The organism is Acinetobacter albensis (assembly GCF_900095025.1).
Taxonomy (GTDB): domain Bacteria; phylum Pseudomonadota; class Gammaproteobacteria; order Pseudomonadales; family Moraxellaceae; genus Acinetobacter; species Acinetobacter albensis.
Genome location: NZ_FMBK01000002.1, coordinates 99,309 through 117,485 on the forward strand (window position 1 = coordinate 99,309; position 18,177 = coordinate 117,485).

12 protein-coding genes and 3 tRNA genes are annotated in these 18,177 nt (G+C 39.4%); 10 read left to right on the forward strand and 5 right to left on the reverse strand.

The annotated features are described in order from the left end of the window. Nucleotides 1-37: 37 nt before the first annotated feature. The 4 genes from GA0116959_RS01745 to pyrC all read right to left on the reverse strand — a co-directional run bounded on the left by GA0116959_RS01745 (nucleotide 38) and on the right by pyrC (nucleotide 2,268). Nucleotides 38-113: transfer RNA gene (locus GA0116959_RS01745), tRNA-Glu, on the reverse strand. Between the two features lie 381 nt (nucleotides 114-494). Beyond that, nucleotides 495-570 (reverse strand) — tRNA-Glu (locus GA0116959_RS01750). A gap of 19 nt (nucleotides 571-589) precedes the next feature. Beyond that, complete coding sequence (gene rnt, locus GA0116959_RS01755) at nucleotides 590-1,249, reverse strand: ribonuclease T (protein WP_053579905.1); 660 nt, start codon at nucleotides 1,247-1,249, stop codon at nucleotides 590-592. After that, nucleotides 1,234-2,268: a dihydroorotase gene (pyrC, locus tag GA0116959_RS01760; RefSeq protein WP_092718074.1), complete on the reverse strand. Its 1,035-nt coding sequence runs from the start codon at nucleotides 2,266-2,268 to the stop codon at nucleotides 1,234-1,236. Before pyrC ends, rnt begins: the two co-directional genes overlap by 16 nt. Before the next feature lie 151 nt (nucleotides 2,269-2,419). On the opposite strand from pyrC, the gene GA0116959_RS01765 reads away from it, so the two are divergent. After that, a complete protein-coding gene (locus GA0116959_RS01765) occupies nucleotides 2,420-3,679 on the forward strand; it encodes a GGDEF domain-containing protein (RefSeq protein ID WP_092717716.1) in 1,260 nt (419 codons plus the stop codon). A gap of 54 nt (nucleotides 3,680-3,733) precedes the next feature. Here GA0116959_RS01765 and argG read toward each other — a convergent pair whose 3' ends face one another. Next, a complete protein-coding gene (argG, locus tag GA0116959_RS01770) occupies nucleotides 3,734-5,077 on the reverse strand; it encodes an argininosuccinate synthase (RefSeq protein ID WP_092717719.1) in 1,344 nt (447 codons plus the stop codon). A 763-nt stretch (nucleotides 5,078-5,840) separates the two neighbouring features. On the opposite strand from argG, the gene lldP reads away from it, so the two are divergent. The 9 genes from lldP (at nucleotide 5,841) to tcuB (ending at nucleotide 18,157) form a co-directional block, all read left to right on the forward strand. Beyond that, the gene (lldP, locus tag GA0116959_RS01775) at nucleotides 5,841-7,511 is read left to right on the forward strand and encodes an L-lactate permease (RefSeq protein ID WP_171256845.1); all 1,671 of its coding nucleotides are present in this window, start codon (nucleotides 5,841-5,843) and stop codon (nucleotides 7,509-7,511) included. A 21-nt stretch (nucleotides 7,512-7,532) separates the two neighbouring features. Continuing rightward, a complete protein-coding gene (lldR, locus tag GA0116959_RS01780) occupies nucleotides 7,533-8,276 on the forward strand; it encodes a transcriptional regulator LldR (protein WP_092717724.1) in 744 nt (247 codons plus the stop codon). 5 nt (nucleotides 8,277-8,281) lie between these two features. Then, entirely contained in the window at nucleotides 8,282-9,436 is a 1,155-nt protein-coding gene (lldD, locus tag GA0116959_RS01785) for an FMN-dependent L-lactate dehydrogenase LldD (protein ID WP_092717727.1), read from the forward strand. 286 nt (nucleotides 9,437-9,722) lie between these two features. Continuing rightward, entirely contained in the window at nucleotides 9,723-11,426 is a 1,704-nt protein-coding gene (gene dld / locus GA0116959_RS01790) for a D-lactate dehydrogenase (protein ID WP_092717730.1), read from the forward strand. 179 nt (nucleotides 11,427-11,605) lie between these two features. Then, the gene (locus GA0116959_RS01795) at nucleotides 11,606-13,639 is read left to right on the forward strand and encodes an NADPH-dependent 2,4-dienoyl-CoA reductase (RefSeq protein WP_092717733.1); all 2,034 of its coding nucleotides are present in this window, start codon (nucleotides 11,606-11,608) and stop codon (nucleotides 13,637-13,639) included. An 87-nt stretch (nucleotides 13,640-13,726) separates the two neighbouring features. Continuing rightward, nucleotides 13,727-13,816, forward strand: a tRNA-Ser gene (locus GA0116959_RS01800). A gap of 772 nt (nucleotides 13,817-14,588) precedes the next feature. Further along, nucleotides 14,589-15,518, forward strand: a complete 930-nt coding sequence (locus tag GA0116959_RS01805) for a LysR family transcriptional regulator (RefSeq protein WP_092717736.1) — start codon at nucleotides 14,589-14,591, stop codon at nucleotides 15,516-15,518. 101 nt (nucleotides 15,519-15,619) lie between these two features. After that, nucleotides 15,620-17,014 carry an FAD-dependent tricarballylate dehydrogenase TcuA gene (gene tcuA / locus GA0116959_RS01810; RefSeq protein WP_092717739.1) on the forward strand — a complete coding sequence of 465 codons (1,395 nt, stop codon included), beginning with the start codon at nucleotides 15,620-15,622 and terminating at the stop codon, nucleotides 17,012-17,014. A gap of 3 nt (nucleotides 17,015-17,017) precedes the next feature. Then, nucleotides 17,018-18,157, forward strand: coding sequence for a tricarballylate utilization 4Fe-4S protein TcuB (gene tcuB, locus GA0116959_RS01815; protein ID WP_092717742.1), 1,140 nt, complete (start codon nucleotides 17,018-17,020; stop codon nucleotides 18,155-18,157). The last annotated feature ends 20 nt before the right edge of the window (nucleotides 18,158-18,177 follow it).

Genomic DNA, 18,177 nt, shown 5'->3' on the forward strand with positions numbered 1-18,177 from the left:
GAATAATGAAGCTTGAATGATCGTATGGCACGATATATGGCGACCCTACGGGGATTCGAACCCCGGTTACCGCCGTGAAAGGGCGATGTCCTAGGCCTCTAGACGATAGGGTCGTATTGAGGTGATGGGTATAGTATGGATTTTTCCCGAACCTGTCAAACTTGTGTAGCCGTTTTTTTGAAATATTGAATTAAGTGGATAAAATTAACACTCTTACTTTAGAAAGTAAGTTTTCTTAATTTAAATTCAAGCTCATTTATAATCAAAGTGATTATTTTATAAAAAATCTAGGTGCAGATGAGGACGAAGATTAAGTAAGAATAAATTCATTGAAAAATGATAAATATTGATCATGTCTAATAATAAATTGAAATTTTTAAAATAAACAGTCAGATGAAAAATTAAAATTATCTTAACTAGAGGGCAGAGGAAAAAGTATTTTGAATAATCTTTTTAATAATGAGTCGATTGAAATAGCAGGATTAAAAAATATATGGCGTCCCTACGGGGATTCGAACCCCGGTTACCGCCGTGAAAGGGCGATGTCCTAGGCCTCTAGACGATAGGGACGTATGAGGATGGCGGTATCTTATTGATCCGCCACCAGTGTGTCAAGTAAGTGAGGTGCGAGTTTGTTCAAAATATAGCAAAACAGTTCAGCTGTTTTCTGTGTGTCGTATAAAGCAGAGTGAGCTTCTTTACCATCAAACTCAATTCCAGCTTGAATACATGATTTTGCCAACACTGTTTGTCCAAACATGACTGCACTTAAAGTCACGGTATCAAACACAGAAAAACTATGAAAAGGGCTCTGATTTTTAGTGCCTGTTCGCGTAATGGCTGCTTGTAAAAAGCCAAGATCAAAATGTGCATTATGTCCAACTAAAACAGCATGGGTGCAATTTTGCTGGCGACGAACCTCATTGACTGCTTTAAAAATACGCTTCATTGCGGTTTTTTCATCTTCAGCCATTGCTATTCGCATAGGATTTGAAGGGTCAATCCCGATGAATTCAAGTGAACGACGATCTAAATGCGCACCTTCAAATGGATTGATATGCGCATGGTATGCTTGACCTGGAACAAATTCCCCTTGTTCATTATAAACAATGGGAATGGCTGCAATTTCGAGTAAAGCATCGGTTTGTGAATTGAAACCTGCTGTCTCAACATCGACCACGACAGGTAAAAAGCCGCGAAAACGCTGACCCATAATGGGTAGGGTTACATCTGTCACACTTTTCTCCATGGAATGGTTTTACCTGCATAAAGCGGGATAATCTGTTCACCATCCAAGTAATCTAAACTTGTCGGAACCACTTGATCTTCTTTGACTAGGGTAATTGTATTGGTATTACGCGGTAGACCATAAAAATCTGCACCAAAATGGCTGGCGAAACCTTCTAAGCGTTCAATTTTACCCACTTGATCAAAAGCCTGAGCATATAATTCAATGGCCGTCGGTGCACTATAACAACCCGCACAACCACATGCATTTTCTTTAGCATCTTTTGAGTGGGGCGCACTATCAGTACCCAAGAAAAACTTAGGATTCGCACTGGTGGCTACTTCTAGCAAAGTTTGTTGATGAGTTTGACGTTTTAAAATAGGCAAACAATAGAAGTGTGGTTTTATACCGCCGACAAGCATGTCATTACGATTAAACAATAAATGCTGAGGCGTAATGGTTGCAGCAACATTACGGTCTTGCTCGAGTACAAAATTGGCAGCTTCACTGGTCGTGATATGTTCAAGAACTAATTTAAGTTTTGGAAATTGTTTCAGTAAGGGAGCGAGCACTTCATCAATGAAGCGTTTTTCACGATCAAAAATATCGACATGCTGATGAGTGACTTCACCATGAAGCAGTAACGGAACTTGATGTTCTTCAAGTTGTTCAATCACAGCATAAACTTTACGAATATCACTGACACCGTTGTCTGAATTTGTCGTTGCACCAGCAGGATATAACTTGATGGCATTCACAAATTCCGAGTCTTTTATTTTTTTAACTTCACTCGGCTCAGTGTGATCGGTAAAATAAAGCACCATGCGTGGGTCGAAATTTACCCCATCAGGTACATGCGCTAATATACGTTCACGATAAGCGATCGCTTCTTCTACTGTTTTTACAGGAGGAACAGTGTTTGGCATACAAATTGCGCGCGCAAATTGATTGGCTAAGTCAGGCACTGTTCGTTTTAAAGCAAGTCCATCACGAAGATGTGCATGCCAATCGTCTGGCTGGAGAAGAGTGATCGTATTCAAGGTCATTTCAATCAAAGAAATAAAACAAATGATAATCTATATAGGTTTAAAATGGTAACGCCAATTCAGGACAAATGGCGAGAGATATACCATTCTGAAGCTAAAAACTATGTTATTTTAAATATTAATAAAAATGACATCATGCTTGCATATGAACGACAAGTATAATTTAGCAAAACTACAAGACGATAAAGAAAAAATAGAACGACTAATTGCACATCAAAGTCGCCGTGTCGGCCACGTTTTTCCGAAAGAAATGGAACATGAGTTTTGGGCGAAAAATTTAGAACGTGCACGCAAACATGTCGAAAAATATGTGTGGAGTGGAGTTCTCGTTTATTTTATTTTTATCGTGGTCATGGTGCCAACAGATTATTTCATCATTGACCAACAATATTTCTTGGATGATTTTGTTCGCTCTCTGATCAGTTTGACTAATGTAGGTCTGTGTTTACTGATTTTATTTTTCTTTGCTTATTTTTCTAAATTGCGTCCTTATTTTACTTACGCCAGTATTTTTCTGATGTTTTGGGCTATTGTTTCAACTTCATGGCTCACCATGACAGCAAAAACCATTGAACTCCAACATCAAGCCATGGCGATTGTGGGTATAATTTATATTCTCAGCTATATTTTGACTGGGGTAAAGCCTATTTACTTGCTATTCACGGGTCTATTGGCAGCGCTGGCGACAATTATTTTGTTTGCTACATTTAATATTCATTTTAATACGATTGCACTTGCACGAATTTTATTCGGAAGTTGTTTGCTGGGTTTTGTCATTAGCCACATGATTTTTGCACGCGAACGAATGATCTATTTATATGCATTACGCGCTAAAATTAGTGAGAATATTCATCGTATTTATAATTCAGAATTATTACATTTAAGTCAGCATGATGAGCTAACTAAAATCTCTAACCGTCGAACCTTTGATGAAACCCTAGATACACTTTTTCAACAGGCGCGTGAAAATGAAACCTCTTTGTCTATTTTATTCATTGATGTAGATTTTTTTAAAAAATATAACGATTTTTATGGTCATCAAAAAGGTGACAATGTCATCTCTGCAATCGCAAAATCGATAAAAAATGCCATACGTCATATGGACTTTGTTGCTCGCTATGGCGGAGAAGAGTTTGTGGTTTTATTGCCAGAAACCAATGCACATGGCGCATATGCCGTGGCTTCAAATATCTATAAAGCGATTGAGCGTTTAGAAATTTCACATGAGAAATCTTCGGTATCCGATTACATTACGATTAGTTTGGGAATTACCGTTTATCAGGGTGAAACTGAAATTAATAAAGATGAATTATTGGTGGTTGCGGATCAAGCTTTGTACCGAGCGAAAGAGTTAGGCCGTAATCAAATTTATTACCAATCGATACGTACGATTCAAACGATCTAACGGTAAAAATGATAAAAAAACCGCCTGATCAGGCGGTTTTTTTGCGAGCAAAAATTATTTATTTTTGTCTTTGAGTTGAGGAACAGCTGAACCTGTACCGACTGCAAGTAGCCCTACGTTGGTATAAAGACCTAACTTGGCACGAGTATCGGTAATATCAAGATTACGCATGGTTAACTGACCAATACGATCCATTGGAGAGAACATTGAATCACCTTTTTCCATGGTTAAGCGTTCAGCTTCATAGGTTAGGTTTTCTGATTCGGTGTTCATAATGGTGTAATCGTTACCGCGACGAAGCTCTAAAGTCACAGTGCCTGTTACAGCTTTTGCAACCCAACGTTGAGCAGTTTCACGTAACATAAGTGCTTGAGAATCGAACCAACGACCTTGATATAACAAACGACCTAAACGTAAACCGTTAATGCGGTACTGTTCAATTGTATCTTCGTTGTGAATACCTGTTACAAGGCGTTCATAAGCAATATGGAGCAGAGCCATACCTGGAGCTTCGTAAATACCGCGAGATTTCGCTTCGATAATACGGTTTTCGATTTGATCCGACATGCCTAGACCATGACGGCCACCAATACGATTCGCTTCGAGAATCAACTCAACAGGATCTTCAATACGTTGTCCGTTCAGTGCAACAGGCATACCTTCTTCAAAAGTGACTGTCACTTCCTCAGATTTTACTTCAACATCATCTTTCCAAAATGCCACGCCCATGATGGGATCAACAATTTTAATTCCAGCATTTAAGTATTCAAGATCTTTGGCTTCATGTGTAGCACCCAACATATTCGAGTCAGTTGAATACGCTTTTTCTTTTGACATTTTATAGTCAAAGCCATTGTCGATGAGGAATTGCGACATTTCAGCACGGCCGCCTAACTCATCAATAAAAGTTTGATCTAACCATGGCTTATAAATTTTTAAGTTGGGATTGGTTAACAAACCATAACGGTAGAAACGTTCAATATCGTTTCCTTTATAGGTTGAACCGTCACCCCAAATGTTAACGTCATCTTCTTTCATCGCGGTAACAAGCATAGTTCCTGTTACTGCACGACCCAGTGGCGTCGTATTGAAATAAGGCACACCGCCAGTACTAATGTGGAATGCGCCACATTGAATCGCAGCAATACCTTCTAATGCAAGCTGTAAACGGCAATCGACCAAGCGTGCTTTTACTGCGCCATAAGCTTCAGCTTTTTTTGGAATAGCATCATAATCATCTTCATCTGGCTGACCTAAATTTGCGGTGTACGCATAAGGCTCAGCCCCTTTTTGTTTCATCCACAATAGCGCCGCTGAAGTATCGAGGCCACCAGAAAAGGCAATCCCAACTTTTTTACCTACGGGTACATTCTGCAAGATCGTTGCATTATCAGTCATTGTTAGTCCTAACGATATAAAATAGGCACCACGATAAATGGGTAGCCAAGGAGAATCTATAGTTGCTTCAATGATAGCACTTTTAGTCAGATTTTTTTTCGTAAAAATAGACAAACAAAAAAATATGTTTAATTTTAAAGGGAATGGATCGCTGCCGTACATCAGATGAAAAGGCTTTTTTGAGCGGTTTTAAATAGCCTGAAATGTAATTTAAAAATGCTGTCTGAAACTGAATAGGAGAATAAAACTACTGAATAATTTTTAGACTCTACAGACTGTATTTTTTTCAATCTTCAATCTTCAATCTTCAATCTTCAATCTTCGATCTTCGATCTTCGATCTTCGATCTTCAATCTTCAATCTTCAATCTTCAATCGATTGCGCTATAAAATTATTGCAAGATGGAAAAGCTATATGAAGCAATGCAAATCAAAAAGAAAAGAACCCAAAAATGAGAGATTGGACTAAAGTTGTAGAGCTAATGAGTTTCCATCTTTTTTTATTAAAAATTAGCTAAAAAACAATAACAACGAATTTTTCTATTCAACCAATACGACTGAAATCATTATTTAATGACCTCACTATTGGTCATACCAATTTTAATTAAATTAGATAGCTATTGATCTTTAATTCACTTGATTTTATTATTTAATCATATTTTTGCAGGTTTTTAATTACTTTAGGTTTTATTGGTCATACCAATTTTAATGAAATCTATAATTCATCAGACCGCTGGTAGCGGACAGATAAGCATTTCAAGGAGATGACAATGCTTCAATCTTGGCAACAAATTTATGACCCTATGGGAAATATCTGGATTTCTAGTGCAATTGCGATGATCCCGATTGTTTTTTTCTTCCTTGCATTGGCTATCTTTCGTCTTAAAGGTAGCGTGGCAGGAACGATTACCGTTATTTTGGCACTTTTGGTTTCACTATTTGCGTATCAAATGCCAGCGACCATGGCATTTGCTTCCTTGGTCTATGGGTTTCTATATGGTTTATGGCCGATTGCGTGGATCATTATTGGTGCAGTATTTTTATATAAAATTTCAGTAAAAACGGGACAGTTTAATGTTATCCGTTCTTCGATTTTATCCATTACAGAAGATCAGCGTTTACAGATGTTATTGGTCGGTTTTGCCTTTGGAACCTTCCTTGAAGGTGCCGCAGGTTTCGGTGCTCCTGTTGCCATTACTGCTGCGTTATTGGTGGGTTTAGGCTTTAAACCTTTATATGCTGCAGGTCTATGCTTAATTGTGAATACTGCACCTGTTGCTTTTGGGGCGATGGGGATTCCAATTATTGTGGCAGGGCAGGTTTCTGGTGTCGATACCATGGAAATCAGTCAGATGGTGGGTCGTCAGTTACCGTTTATGGTGCCTGTGGTTTTAATTTGGATTATGGCCATTATGGATGGTTGGCGTGGGGTTAAGGAAACGTGGCCGGCTATTTTGGTGGGTGGTGGTTCTTTTGCCATCGCACAATATTTAACGTCTAACTTCGTTGGCCCAGAACTTCCAGATATTACTGCTGCGATTGCAGCATTGGTCAGTTTAACCATCTTGCTTAAATATTGGAAACCCAAACATATTTTCCGTTTTAGTCAGGAAGATGGCCAAGATGATGCAAGTTTAGTTGCCAGTCAGCAACAGACATATAGTCTTGCTCAAATTGCCAAAGCTTGGTCTCCATTCATGATTTTAACTGCCATGGTGACCATTTGGAGTGTGAAACCTTTTAAAGACTTATTTACTAAAGATGGTGCATTACACGATTTGGTGATTTCAATCAAAGTGCCTTATTTACATCAGTTGGTACAAAAAATGCCACCTGTAGTACCTGAAATTAAAGATTATGATGCAATTTTTAAATTTGATTGGTTTTCTGCAACGGGAACAGCCATTTTTATCGCCGCAGTGATTACCATCATTTTCTTGAAAATGAAACCAAAAGACGCAGTTACGACATTTGGTGAAACCATTAATGAATTAAAAGTACCCATTTATTCAATTGGAATGGTGTTGGCTTTTGCCTTTATTGCCAATTATTCGGGCATGTCTGCCACGTTGGCTTTGGCACTGGCACATACTGGACAAGCTTTTACATTCTTCTCACCATTTTTAGGTTGGATTGGCGTATTTCTGACGGGTTCTGATACCTCTGCAAATGCTTTATTTGCTGCATTACAAGCCACTACAGCACAGCAAATCGGTGTACCTGAAGTGTTACTTGTAGCCGCCAATACCAGTGGTGGTGTGACAGGAAAAATGATTTCTCCACAATCTATTGCAATTGCGTGTGCAGCAGTGGGGCTTGTGGGTAAAGAGTCTGATTTATTTCGATTTACTGTGAAACACAGTATCGTTTTTACCATAATGATGGGTATCATCATTACCTTACAAGCATATGTGTTCCCATGGATGATTCCATAACACGCAATTGAGGTTCGGCACATGAAAGTCTCTGACAAAGTAGTACAAAACTTACGCATACTGATTGAGCAAGACAATATGCAGGTTGGAGATCGTTTGCCTGCCGAACGTAAATTATGTGAACAATTGGGTGTTTCGCGTTCATCGTTACGTGAAGCCATTCAGCAACTGATCAGTATGGGAATTTTGCTCAGTAAAGTCGGAGCAGGTACTTTTTTACAGCAACTTCCTAACAATTGGTCACAAGATCAAATTGTGCAGCCACTCAGTCTATTGATTGATCAAGATCCTGCTTATCGTTTTGATGTACAGGAAGCACGAACCATTTTAGAAGGTGGAACGGCTTGGTATGCGGCAGAGCGTGCTACGTCAGAAGACTTAAAAAATATTCGTGAATGCTACGATCAAATTGCCTATTTTCAGGCACTGGGTGATGACGATCAGGCAGCAAGGGCTGATGCTAAATTTCATCTTGCGATTGCTGACGCTTCGCATAATTTGGTGCTGATTCAGATGATGCGTAGTCTGTTTGATTTATTGCAATTTAACGTGGTTCTAGGCCGTCGAAAAGTTTATTCAGAATCACATCGTTTTGATCAACTGCATGATCAACACTTTCAGGTGATGGCCGCAATTGAACGCCGAGATCCAGAAGCTGCACAAAAAGCAGTCTGTGGACATATTGAGTTTGTAGTGCAACAAGTACGCTCGATTGATGAGGAAGAAGCCCGTCGTCAGCGTGCGAGTCGATTAAACAGGATATAACTATTATGATTATTTCTTCTACGAATGATTATCGTGAAGCTGCCAAGCGTCGCTTACCCCCGTTTTTATTTCATTACATTGATGGAGGAGCTTATGCAGAACATACGCTTAAACGTAATGTGGAAGACTTATCCAAAATTGCTTTAAGACAACGTGTGTTAAATGATATGTCGTCTTTAAGTCTAGAAACTCAGCTTTTTAATGAAACTTTGTCAATGCCAGTTGCTTTAGCACCAGTCGGATTAACGGGCATGTATGCACGTCGTGGCGAAGTACAAGCAGCCGTCGCAGCAGATAAAAAAGGTATTCCTTTTACGTTGTCGACTGTCTCAGTCTGTCCAATCGAAGAAGTTGCACCTGTAATCAACCGCCCAATGTGGTTTCAACTGTATGTGCTGCGCGACCGTGGCTTTATGAAAAATGCTTTAGAACGTGCGAAAGCTGCAGGTTGCTCGACGTTGGTTTTTACTGTGGATATGCCTGTACCTGGGGCGCGTTATCGTGATGCACATTCCGGTATGAGTGGTCCCAATGCCGCTATGCGTCGTTATTTACAATCGATGATGCATCCACAATGGGCATGGGATGTCGGTTTACATGGCCGTCCACATGATTTGGGCAATATTTCAAAATATTTGGGTAAGCCGACAGGTTTAGAAGATTATATTGGATGGTTAGGCAATAATTTTGATCCGTCTATTTCTTGGAAAGATCTAGAGTGGATTCGTGAATTTTGGGATGGCCCAATGGTCATCAAAGGGATTTTAGATCCTGAAGATGCCAAAGATGCAGTACGTTTTGGTGCCGATGGTATTGTCGTTTCAAACCATGGTGGGCGTCAGCTCGATGGTGTGTTATCCAGTGCCCGAGCGTTACCTCCAATTGCAGAGGCCGTTAAAGGCGATATTAAAATTCTGGCAGATTCAGGTATTCGTAATGGTCTAGATGTGGTGCGCATGCTGGCACTGGGGGCAGATACTTGTATGCTGGGCCGTGCATTTATTTATGCTTTAGGTGCCGCAGGTGGAGCGGGTGTATCCAATCTTTTGGATTTAATTGAAAAAGAAATGCGTGTAGCGATGACATTAACAGGTGCAAAAACCATTGCGGATATTAACTCTGATTGTTTGGTGAAATTGGATCGAGAGTTAGCTGACTAAGTTATTTATTCATAAATTGTTACAACCACAGGTGTTGGTTTGAATTTATTGTTCTGGCGTAGGTAATGTCTTACTTTTGATGGATGAGCAGTGTACTGCGCAAGGTAACAAAATCCTTTGTTGAGCAGAAGGAACGTCCTTGTTCCTCTGCTCAACAGCGGCATCCATGCCGCTAATCACGATAGCTGATATTGGGATAAATCATTCTTATTTTGAAAGTTGGTTTCTCATTTTAGTTATTAGATTTTATTAAAAAGCTAGAAAATCTAAATATGCAGGGTATCAAATGCAAGCTCACTCAGATTTACAACAAACCATTGATAAACTGATCAATATTGTGGGTAAAGCACATGTCCTGACCGATGAGAATGACACACGTTTATATCGTCAGGGGCGCCGTTACGGTTCTGGACGCGTTTTAGCCGTGGTTGTCCCAGCTTCTTTGCTTGAACAATGGCAAGTTTTACAAACAGCAGTCGAAGCAGACTGTATTGTGATTATGCAAGCAGCCAATACAGGTTTAACTGGAGGTTCCACACCATTTGGTGATGATTATGATCGTCCTGTATTGGTACTAAGTACACGTCGGTTGGCAGGTATTCAAGTGATTAACGAAGGTCAGCAAGTCATTTGTTTGCCCGGTGCGACTTTAGACAGATTGGAAAAAGAACTGGCGGTCTTTAATCGTGAGCCTCATTCAGTGATTGGTTCTTCCTGTATTGGTGCCTCGGTTTTAGGAGGTATTTGCAATAACTCGGGTGGGGCTTTGGTTCGTCGTGGGCCTGCATATACTGAACTGGCGCTCTATGCGCGAGTAAATGAAGTAGGTCAACTCGAATTGGTAAATCATTTGGGGGTGAATTTAGGCAGGACACCTGAAGAAATTTTATCTAAACTTGAAAATAGGCATTATCAACTGTCTGATATTGAAAATAATTCAAGTTGTTGTGCTTCTGACCAACGTTATGCACATGATGTAAAACAGATCGATGAAAATAGTCCTGCACGATTTAATGCTGATCCTTCACGTTTGTTTGAAGCATCAGGCTCAGCAGGTAAAATATGTGTATTTGCAGTACGACTGGATACCTTTGAGAAAATTCCAAGCCAAGTTTTTTATGTGGGAACCAACACACAACAAGACTTAACCGCAATTCGGCGGTTTTTACTCAAGGATTTACCACGCTTACCGATTGCGGGTGAATATATTCATCGCGTAGCGTATGACATTGGTGCCGAATACGGCAAAGATACATTTATGTTCATTGAAAAATTCGGTACGGCTAGAGTGCCTGCTGCGTTTGCTATGAAAGATAAAGTCGATGGCTATTTAGACAAAATGCATATGAAAGGCTGGTCAGATAAATTTTTACAACTGATGACTCAGTTTTTGCCCCGTCATTTGCCTAAGCGGATGACTGAATTTCGTGATTTATATGAACATCATTTGATTTTACGCATTGAAAATCAGGACGTGGAAAGGGTTCAACATTTTCTGGCACAATATTTTGATAGCAACCCTACAGGGTCTTATTTTTTATGTGATGAAGATGAAGGCCGTAAAGCTTTTTTGCATCGCTTCGCCATTGCAGGTGCTGCGATACGTTATCGTGATACGCATCGTAGTGAAGTAGAAGACATTGTGGCACTGGATATTGCGTTACGCCGTAATGACCATGAATGGGTTGAAACCCTGCCTAAAGCAATGGATGAGCTGATGATTCATAAACTTTATTATGGTCATTTCTTATGTCATGTTTTTCATCAAGATTATATTGTCAAAAAAGGCGTTGATCCACTCGAAATTGAGCATCAAATGTGGCATTTATTGGATCATCGAGGTGCCGAATATCCAGCTGAGCATAACGTAGGGCATTTGTATATTGCGAAACCTGCTTTAAAAAATCATTATCAAAAACTTGATCCGACCAACAGTTTTAACGTTGGAATTGGTCATACAACAAAATTAAAAAACTGGAAATCATCATAATTTAAACTGGACAACAATGAGATGTCATATTTTAAGTGTAGTTTAAAGAACTACACTTTTTTTTGGGTCAAATTGACAATTCTTTGCTGACAAATTGCTTAAAAAGCCATAAACAAAATATAAAAAGTCGGTAGAGTAGTATGCAACAAGTTGCAAAGCCGACGAAATAAGGATTTATCATGACAACTCCATATGCAAATCTTTTAAAACCCCTTCATTTGGGTTTTACCACCATTAAAAACCGTGTTGTGATGGGGTCTATGCACACAGGTTTAGAAGATCGTTTTTATAATTATCCTAAACTCGCGGCATATTTTGGGGAACGTGCAAAAGGTGGAGTTGGATTGATCATTACTGGCGGTATTTCACCGAACCGTTCTGGTTGGTTGCTTCCTGCTGGCGGCACCATGAGTAATATCGCTGATGTCGCACCACATCGTTTAGTGACACATGCCGTACATAAGCATGGCGCAAAAATCTTGATGCAAATTCTGCATGCAGGTCGTTATGGTTATCAACCTTTTGTGGTGTCATCTAGTCCCATTAAATCACCGATTTCACCTTTTAAACCCCGTCAGATGAGTGAGAAACAGATTGTTTCGACCATTGAAGATTATGCCAACACTGCCAGCATTGCGAAAAAGGCAGGTTATGATGGTGTAGAAATTATGGGATCTGAAGGCTATTTACTGAATCAGTTTTTAAGCCGTCATGTGAACCAACGTGATGACCAATGGGGTGGAGATATTCAAAATCGAATGCGTTTTGCTGTAGATATTGTCAGAGCAATTCGTGAAAAAGTCGGTGAAAAATTTATTATTTGCTTCCGTTTATCGATGCTTGACTTGGTCCATGATGGCAACACTATGGATGAGGTTGTCACTATTGCACAAGCCCTTGAGAAAGCGGGTGTTACTTTGCTAAATACAGGAATTGGTTGGCATGAAGCACGTATTCCCACTATTGTAACCTCTGTACCACGTGCCGCATTTGCAGATTACACAGCAGAAGTGAAAAAGCATGTCACTATTCCGGTCATTGCCTCAAACCGTATTAATATGCCAGAAACTGCGGAAGCCATTTTAGCTGCGGGTAAAGCAGATATGGTGCAAATGGCACGTCCATTCTTGGCGGATGCATTTTGGGTCAACAAAACAGCGACCAATCGTGTGGATGAAATTAATACCTGTATAGCATGTAACCAAGCCTGTTTAGATCATACCTTTAAAAATCAACGTGCCACATGTTTGGTCAATCCACGTGCAGCTTACGAAACTGAATTGGTATACATAAAAACCAAAACACCGAAAAAAATTGCAGTGGTGGGCGGCGGTGTTGCGGGTATGTCAGCTGCAACAGTCGCTGCAAGCCGTGGTCATCAAGTGACTTTATTTGAAGCTGCTCGAGAGGTTGGAGGTCAGTTTAACTTGGCCAAAGTGGTTCCAGGTAAAGAGGAATTTCATGAAACCATTCGCTATTTTAAGGTTCAGATTGAAAAAACAGGAGTGGAGCTGCGCTTAAATACCCGCGTCAATCGTGAACAGCTTGAACGTGAAGGTTTTGATGAGGTGATTGTTGCAACGGGAGTTGTACCGCGTGCTTTAAAAATTGAAGGTAGTCAGGCACCTCAAGTTTTATCTTATGCAGAAGTTTTACGAGGAGCTTTCGTTGGAAATCGTGTTGCAGTGATTGGGGCGGGTGGAATTGGTTTTGATGTATCTGAGTTTTTATTGAAACCTGTACATCAACCGCAGCCACAACCATTGGATGACTGGCAACGCGAATGGGGAATCGATCCAAATCCAAATTATGTTTCGGAAGGTGGGTTACAACCTGCACAAATTGAGCATCCTGTTCGTGAAATTTATTTATTACAACGTAAAACGACAGCTCTTGGGATAGGACTAGGTAAAACTTCGGGTTGGGTGCATCGTGCTCAATTAAAAAAACATGCAGTCAAAATGTTACGAGGTGTCCAATATAAAGCGGTTACAGATGAAGGTTTGTGGGTTGAAACCAATGGCTATGATCAACTTTTACGGGTAGATACTGTTGTGGTTTGTGCTGGTCAAGAATCAGTGAAAGATATTATGCCAAATGAAGGTGAAAATACTTTAGCCAATTACCATATTATTGGTGGTGCAAAATTGGCAGCAGAACTTGATGCCAAACGTGCTATTCGTGAAGGGGCCGAATTAGCAGCTAAATTATAAAGAGTTGGTGAAACAATATTCAGTCAAAGCAGATAGACCTAATTTTTTCTTGTCAGAAATTGAAAAGCTCTGTATTCTTGCCGACATGGAAGCGTGGCAGAGCGGTTTAATGCACCGGTCTTGAAAACCGACGAGGGTTTACCCCCTCCGTGAGTTCGAATCTCACCGCTTCCGCCAAATACCTTAAAAAGCCCTTGTATCTACAAGGGCTTTTTTCTTATCTGTATTTTTACCCCTCAACCTACCCCACATCAAAGTTTGAAGGTAAAAGCAAAAACTGGCTGCTTGAGGACAGGATAGGAAATGAGTATAAAAAACATAAAAATCTAAACTCAATTCTGGTTTTGAAAAAAGACTTTGAATGTAGAAAAAAGGCTGACGAATGAGCCCTTAGATGGAAATGAAAAACTGTATATTGAACATTACCCGTGTATTCTTTCCACATATAAGTAATGCCATTGCAATTATGATGATAAAAACCAAGTGGTTAATGGACTTTTTTAATCAATTTTAGCCATGCTTTTGGACTATACCTTGAAGCTGATAATCCAAACAGGTGAACGCCCATTTTTCTTTGAGCAAAGATAAATAATCCATTTCATCGTCTAAGATATAAATAAATACTTGTGCTATTAACTTATGTTCAAGTTCTTTAACAATTCGACATTGAATATCAAAAAGTATGCCTCTGGGATGTTTTACACCATGATTTTAAATATATCGTCTAAGCCAACAAAAGATAAAAGATTAGGTTTCCTAAATTTTTAATTCGAAAATGAAGGTGATTATTTAAAAATAATAATTGAATTAATGAATTAAACAATTTTTGATTTTTTATCAACTTAAACTAATTCTAGTTCAAAATGAGCGGTAATGATTTTAGATCTAGCTAAAGTCATTACCATATCAGTTATAATTGAATGAATAAGCATATAAGTCAGTGAGATAAATGGAATTAAAACAATTTAAATATTTTATATCAATTGTTGAATCCGGCAGTTTTGGTAAAGCATCTAAGAAGCTTGATGTGGGAACATCGGCATTAAGTCAACAAATATCGAAATTAGAAGATGAGCTTTCCACTCGTTTACTTCAAAGAAATACACAAGGAGTAACCCCTACACCAGCGGGTTTAGCTTTTTATAAGCAGGCACAACTGGTTATAAGGCATATGGGCTACGCGATTGAAGGTGCTCAATCATCACGTTTAACTGGCCATGTAAGTGTTGGTGTTTCACCCAGTATTGCATCTGTTCTGGGTGTACCTTTCATGAAGATCATGGCTATACGCTATCCGGATATTCAAGTGCATCTAGTTGAAAGTTTATCTGGAAATTTATCGCAATTGATTAATACAAGACAATTAGATTTAGCGATTATTTTTACGAATGATGTCGATCAACAATGGTCTATTCAACCTTTACTCAAAGAGCAAATGTTTCTGATGTGTACACCCGAACTTTTAATAAAAAATGGTTTGGATGGTTGTTTAGATCAAGGTGAAATTGATATCGAGCAGATCAAAAAATTACCTCTAGTTCTACCCAGCCAACGTCATGGTCTGCGAAAATTTTTAAATCAAAAATTAGACTCAATCAATGTTAAATATGAAATTGATGGCCTACATTTATTAATGGACTGTGTAGCACATTTAGACGTTGCAACTATTCAACCTAGTAGTGCTTTTTTTAAACCGTTACGTAATAAATTATGCCTATTAAAGGTCATGGAACCACAGCTTGGACGTATTAATTACCTCATTAGTATTGCAGAAGAACAACTATCTCCAGCCAGTTTGGCAGCAAAAGTTGCGATTAAACATTGCATTAAAGAACTTGTTTCAGCGGGTGTCTGGCCCAGTGCCGTCTTAATAGACTAATTAGCTATTTAATAATATTAAACACCCCTTTAATTCAGGGCTATCACAAGTTTCTCTTCTTTCGTCTTAAAGTAAGTAAAATTCGAAAGGGAAGACATCGGATGCATGATGTAATCATTATTGGTGGCGGGAATGCTGCTTTATGTGCAGCACTCACAGCGGTAGAGAAAGGTGCTTCAGTATTATTACTCGAAGCTGCTCCCAAAGAATGGCGGGGGGGAAACTCACAACATACGCGTAACTTACGTTGTATGCACAATGCGCCGCAAGATGTACTTATTGAATCATATTCTGAAGAAGAGTACTGGCAGGACTTACTGAAAGTGACGGCTGGTAAAACCAATGAACACTTGGCACGCTTAGTCATTCGCTCTACCGAAACTTGTCGTGAATGGATGCGTAAACATGGAGTGAATTTTCAGCCACCTTTATCAGGTGCTCTGCATGTTGCTCGGACAAATGCATTCTTTATGGGCGGGGGTAAGGCATTGGTGAATGCTTATTTTCGTAGTGCAAAAAACCTCGGGGTAGATATTCGCTATGAAACCAAAATTGATCATTTAATTATTGAAAATAATAAATTTATTGCTGCAGTTGCACAAGATGGTACACGCTTTGAAGGTAAGTCCTGTGTACTTGCGGCGGGTGGTTTTGAGTCAAACCGAGAATGGTTACGTGAAGCATGGGGCCAAAACGAAAATGGTGAATGGCCAGCAGATAATTTTATTATTCGTGGTACACGCTTCAATCAAGGTAATTTACTTAAATTTATGATGGATCAAGGTGTCGATATTATTGGTGATCCATCACAATCACATTGTGTAGCTGTAGATGCTCGAGCCCCTTTGTATGACGGGGGAATTTGTACGCGTATTGATTGCGTTTCGCTCGGGATTGTGGTCAATCAAAATGCACAACGTTTTTATGATGAAGGTGAAGATTTTTGGCCGAAACGTTATGCCATTTGGGGGCGTTTGGTTGCAAAACAACCCAAACAAGTGGCGTATTCTATTATTGACTCTAAATCGGTTGGACGTTTTATGCCGCCAGTTTTTGAGGGAACAAAAGCGAATAGTATTAAAGAGTTGGCAAAAAAACTCAATTTGGATGAAAGCATTCTGTGCAAAACAGTTGAAGATTATAATGAGGCCTGTGTTAAAGGTGAGTTCAATCACACCATTTTAGATAATTGTCATACTGAGAATTTAACACCTTCTAAAACGCATTGGGCCGTTCCTTTAGATCAGCCCCCATTTTATGCATATGCACTTAAACCCGGTATTACTTTTACTTATCTTGGATTAAAAGTCGAAGATGATGCAGCTGTGCGCTTTAAAAATCAGGCAAGTCCAAATTTATTTGTTGCGGGTGAAATGATGGCAGGAAATGTGCTAGGGCAGGGATATACCGCGGGTGTAGGGATGTCGATAGGTACAACCTTTGGACGAATTGCTGGAAAAAATGCAGCTTTATCTGCATTTAAACAAGGAGCTTAAGGTATGAATGCCAGTCCAAGAATCATCATTCCCGTTGTTCAATTAACAGAGAACGAAGAACAGGTTAAACAGGCCTTACAGATTTGTAATGCTTGCCGATATTGTGAAACTTTTTGTGCGGTCTTTCCTGCAATGACTAAACGCTTAGAGTTTACACAGGCCGATATTCACTATATGGCAAACCTTTGTCACAATTGTGGTGCTTGTTTACATGCTTGCCAATATGCGCCTCCACATGAATTTGGAGTCAATATTCCTCAAGCTATGGCACAGGTTCGCTTAGAAACATATCAAGAGTTTGCTGTACCGGCATCTTTTGGCCAGATTTATAAAAAAACAGGCATTACTTTGGTGTCTGTGATGACGGTTCTTTTCTTCTTGCTGATGTTGGCTGGAACATGGTTAAACGGCACTGATTTGTTCGGTAAATATCAAGGTGATTTCTATGCCATTTTCCCGCATAACTTTTTAGCTGTTTTATTTGGTTCGGTATTTGTGACTGCTTTTATATTGCTAGGTTTAGGAATCATTAAATTCTGGAAGCAAACTTCCGACATTATTCCAGAAGGGGTTGCACAAACCGATATTATTCAAGCATCAAAAAATGTCCTCACTTTGAAATATCTAGATGGTGGGCATGGTAAAGGCTGTAATGAAGAAGATGACCGCTATACACAAATTCGTCGTGTTTTCCATCACTTCACCATGTATGGATTTTTACTGTGCTTTTTAGCAACCATAGTGGCAACGATTTACCATTATTTCTTTGGTTTACAAGCACCGTATGCCTATACGAGTCTACCTGTGATTTTAGGAACACTGGGCGGTTTAGGTTTGGTGATTGGTCCAATTGGCTTGCTTTACTTAAATATTAAACGTGATCCGATGCATGGTGATGCCAAGCAAAAACCGATGGATCGCGGATTTATATTTTTACTCTTGATTGTCAGTATTACAGGGCTTGCTTTAATGGTCTTTCGTGATACTACGGCTATGGCATTGCTATTGATTATCCATTTAGCCACAGTCATGACTTTCTTTTTAACCATTCCTTTTGGCAAGTTTGCCCATGGATTTTACCGAAGTGCTGCATTGTTAAAATTTGCAGTAGAGGAGCGGACTGCAAAAAGTAAAACAAAATAAAGACCCAAACCTCAATTTTG

Bases quoted from the DNA above. Each gene is read 5' to 3' on its own strand.
- tcuB (WP_092717742.1), top strand. From the start codon at position 17,018: ATGAATGCCAGTCCAAGAATCATCATTCCCGTTGTTCAATTAACAGAG.
- lldD (WP_092717727.1), top strand. From the start codon at position 8,282: ATGATTATTTCTTCTACGAATGATTATCGTGAAGCTGCCAAGCGTCGC.
- lldR (WP_092717724.1), top strand. From the start codon at position 7,533: ATGAAAGTCTCTGACAAAGTAGTACAAAACTTACGCATACTGATTGAG.
- rnt (WP_053579905.1), bottom strand. From the start codon at position 1,249: ATGGAGAAAAGTGTGACAGATGTAACCCTACCCATTATGGGTCAGCGT.
- GA0116959_RS01795 (WP_092717733.1), top strand. From the start codon at position 11,606: ATGACAACTCCATATGCAAATCTTTTAAAACCCCTTCATTTGGGTTTT.
- dld (WP_092717730.1), top strand. From the start codon at position 9,723: ATGCAAGCTCACTCAGATTTACAACAAACCATTGATAAACTGATCAAT.
- lldP (WP_171256845.1), top strand. From the start codon at position 5,841: ATGACAATGCTTCAATCTTGGCAACAAATTTATGACCCTATGGGAAAT.
- GA0116959_RS01805 (WP_092717736.1), top strand. From the start codon at position 14,589: ATGGAATTAAAACAATTTAAATATTTTATATCAATTGTTGAATCCGGC.
- argG (WP_092717719.1), bottom strand. From the start codon at position 5,077: ATGACTGATAATGCAACGATCTTGCAGAATGTACCCGTAGGTAAAAAA.
- tcuA (WP_092717739.1), top strand. From the start codon at position 15,620: ATGCATGATGTAATCATTATTGGTGGCGGGAATGCTGCTTTATGTGCA.
- GA0116959_RS01765 (WP_092717716.1), top strand. From the start codon at position 2,420: ATGAACGACAAGTATAATTTAGCAAAACTACAAGACGATAAAGAAAAA.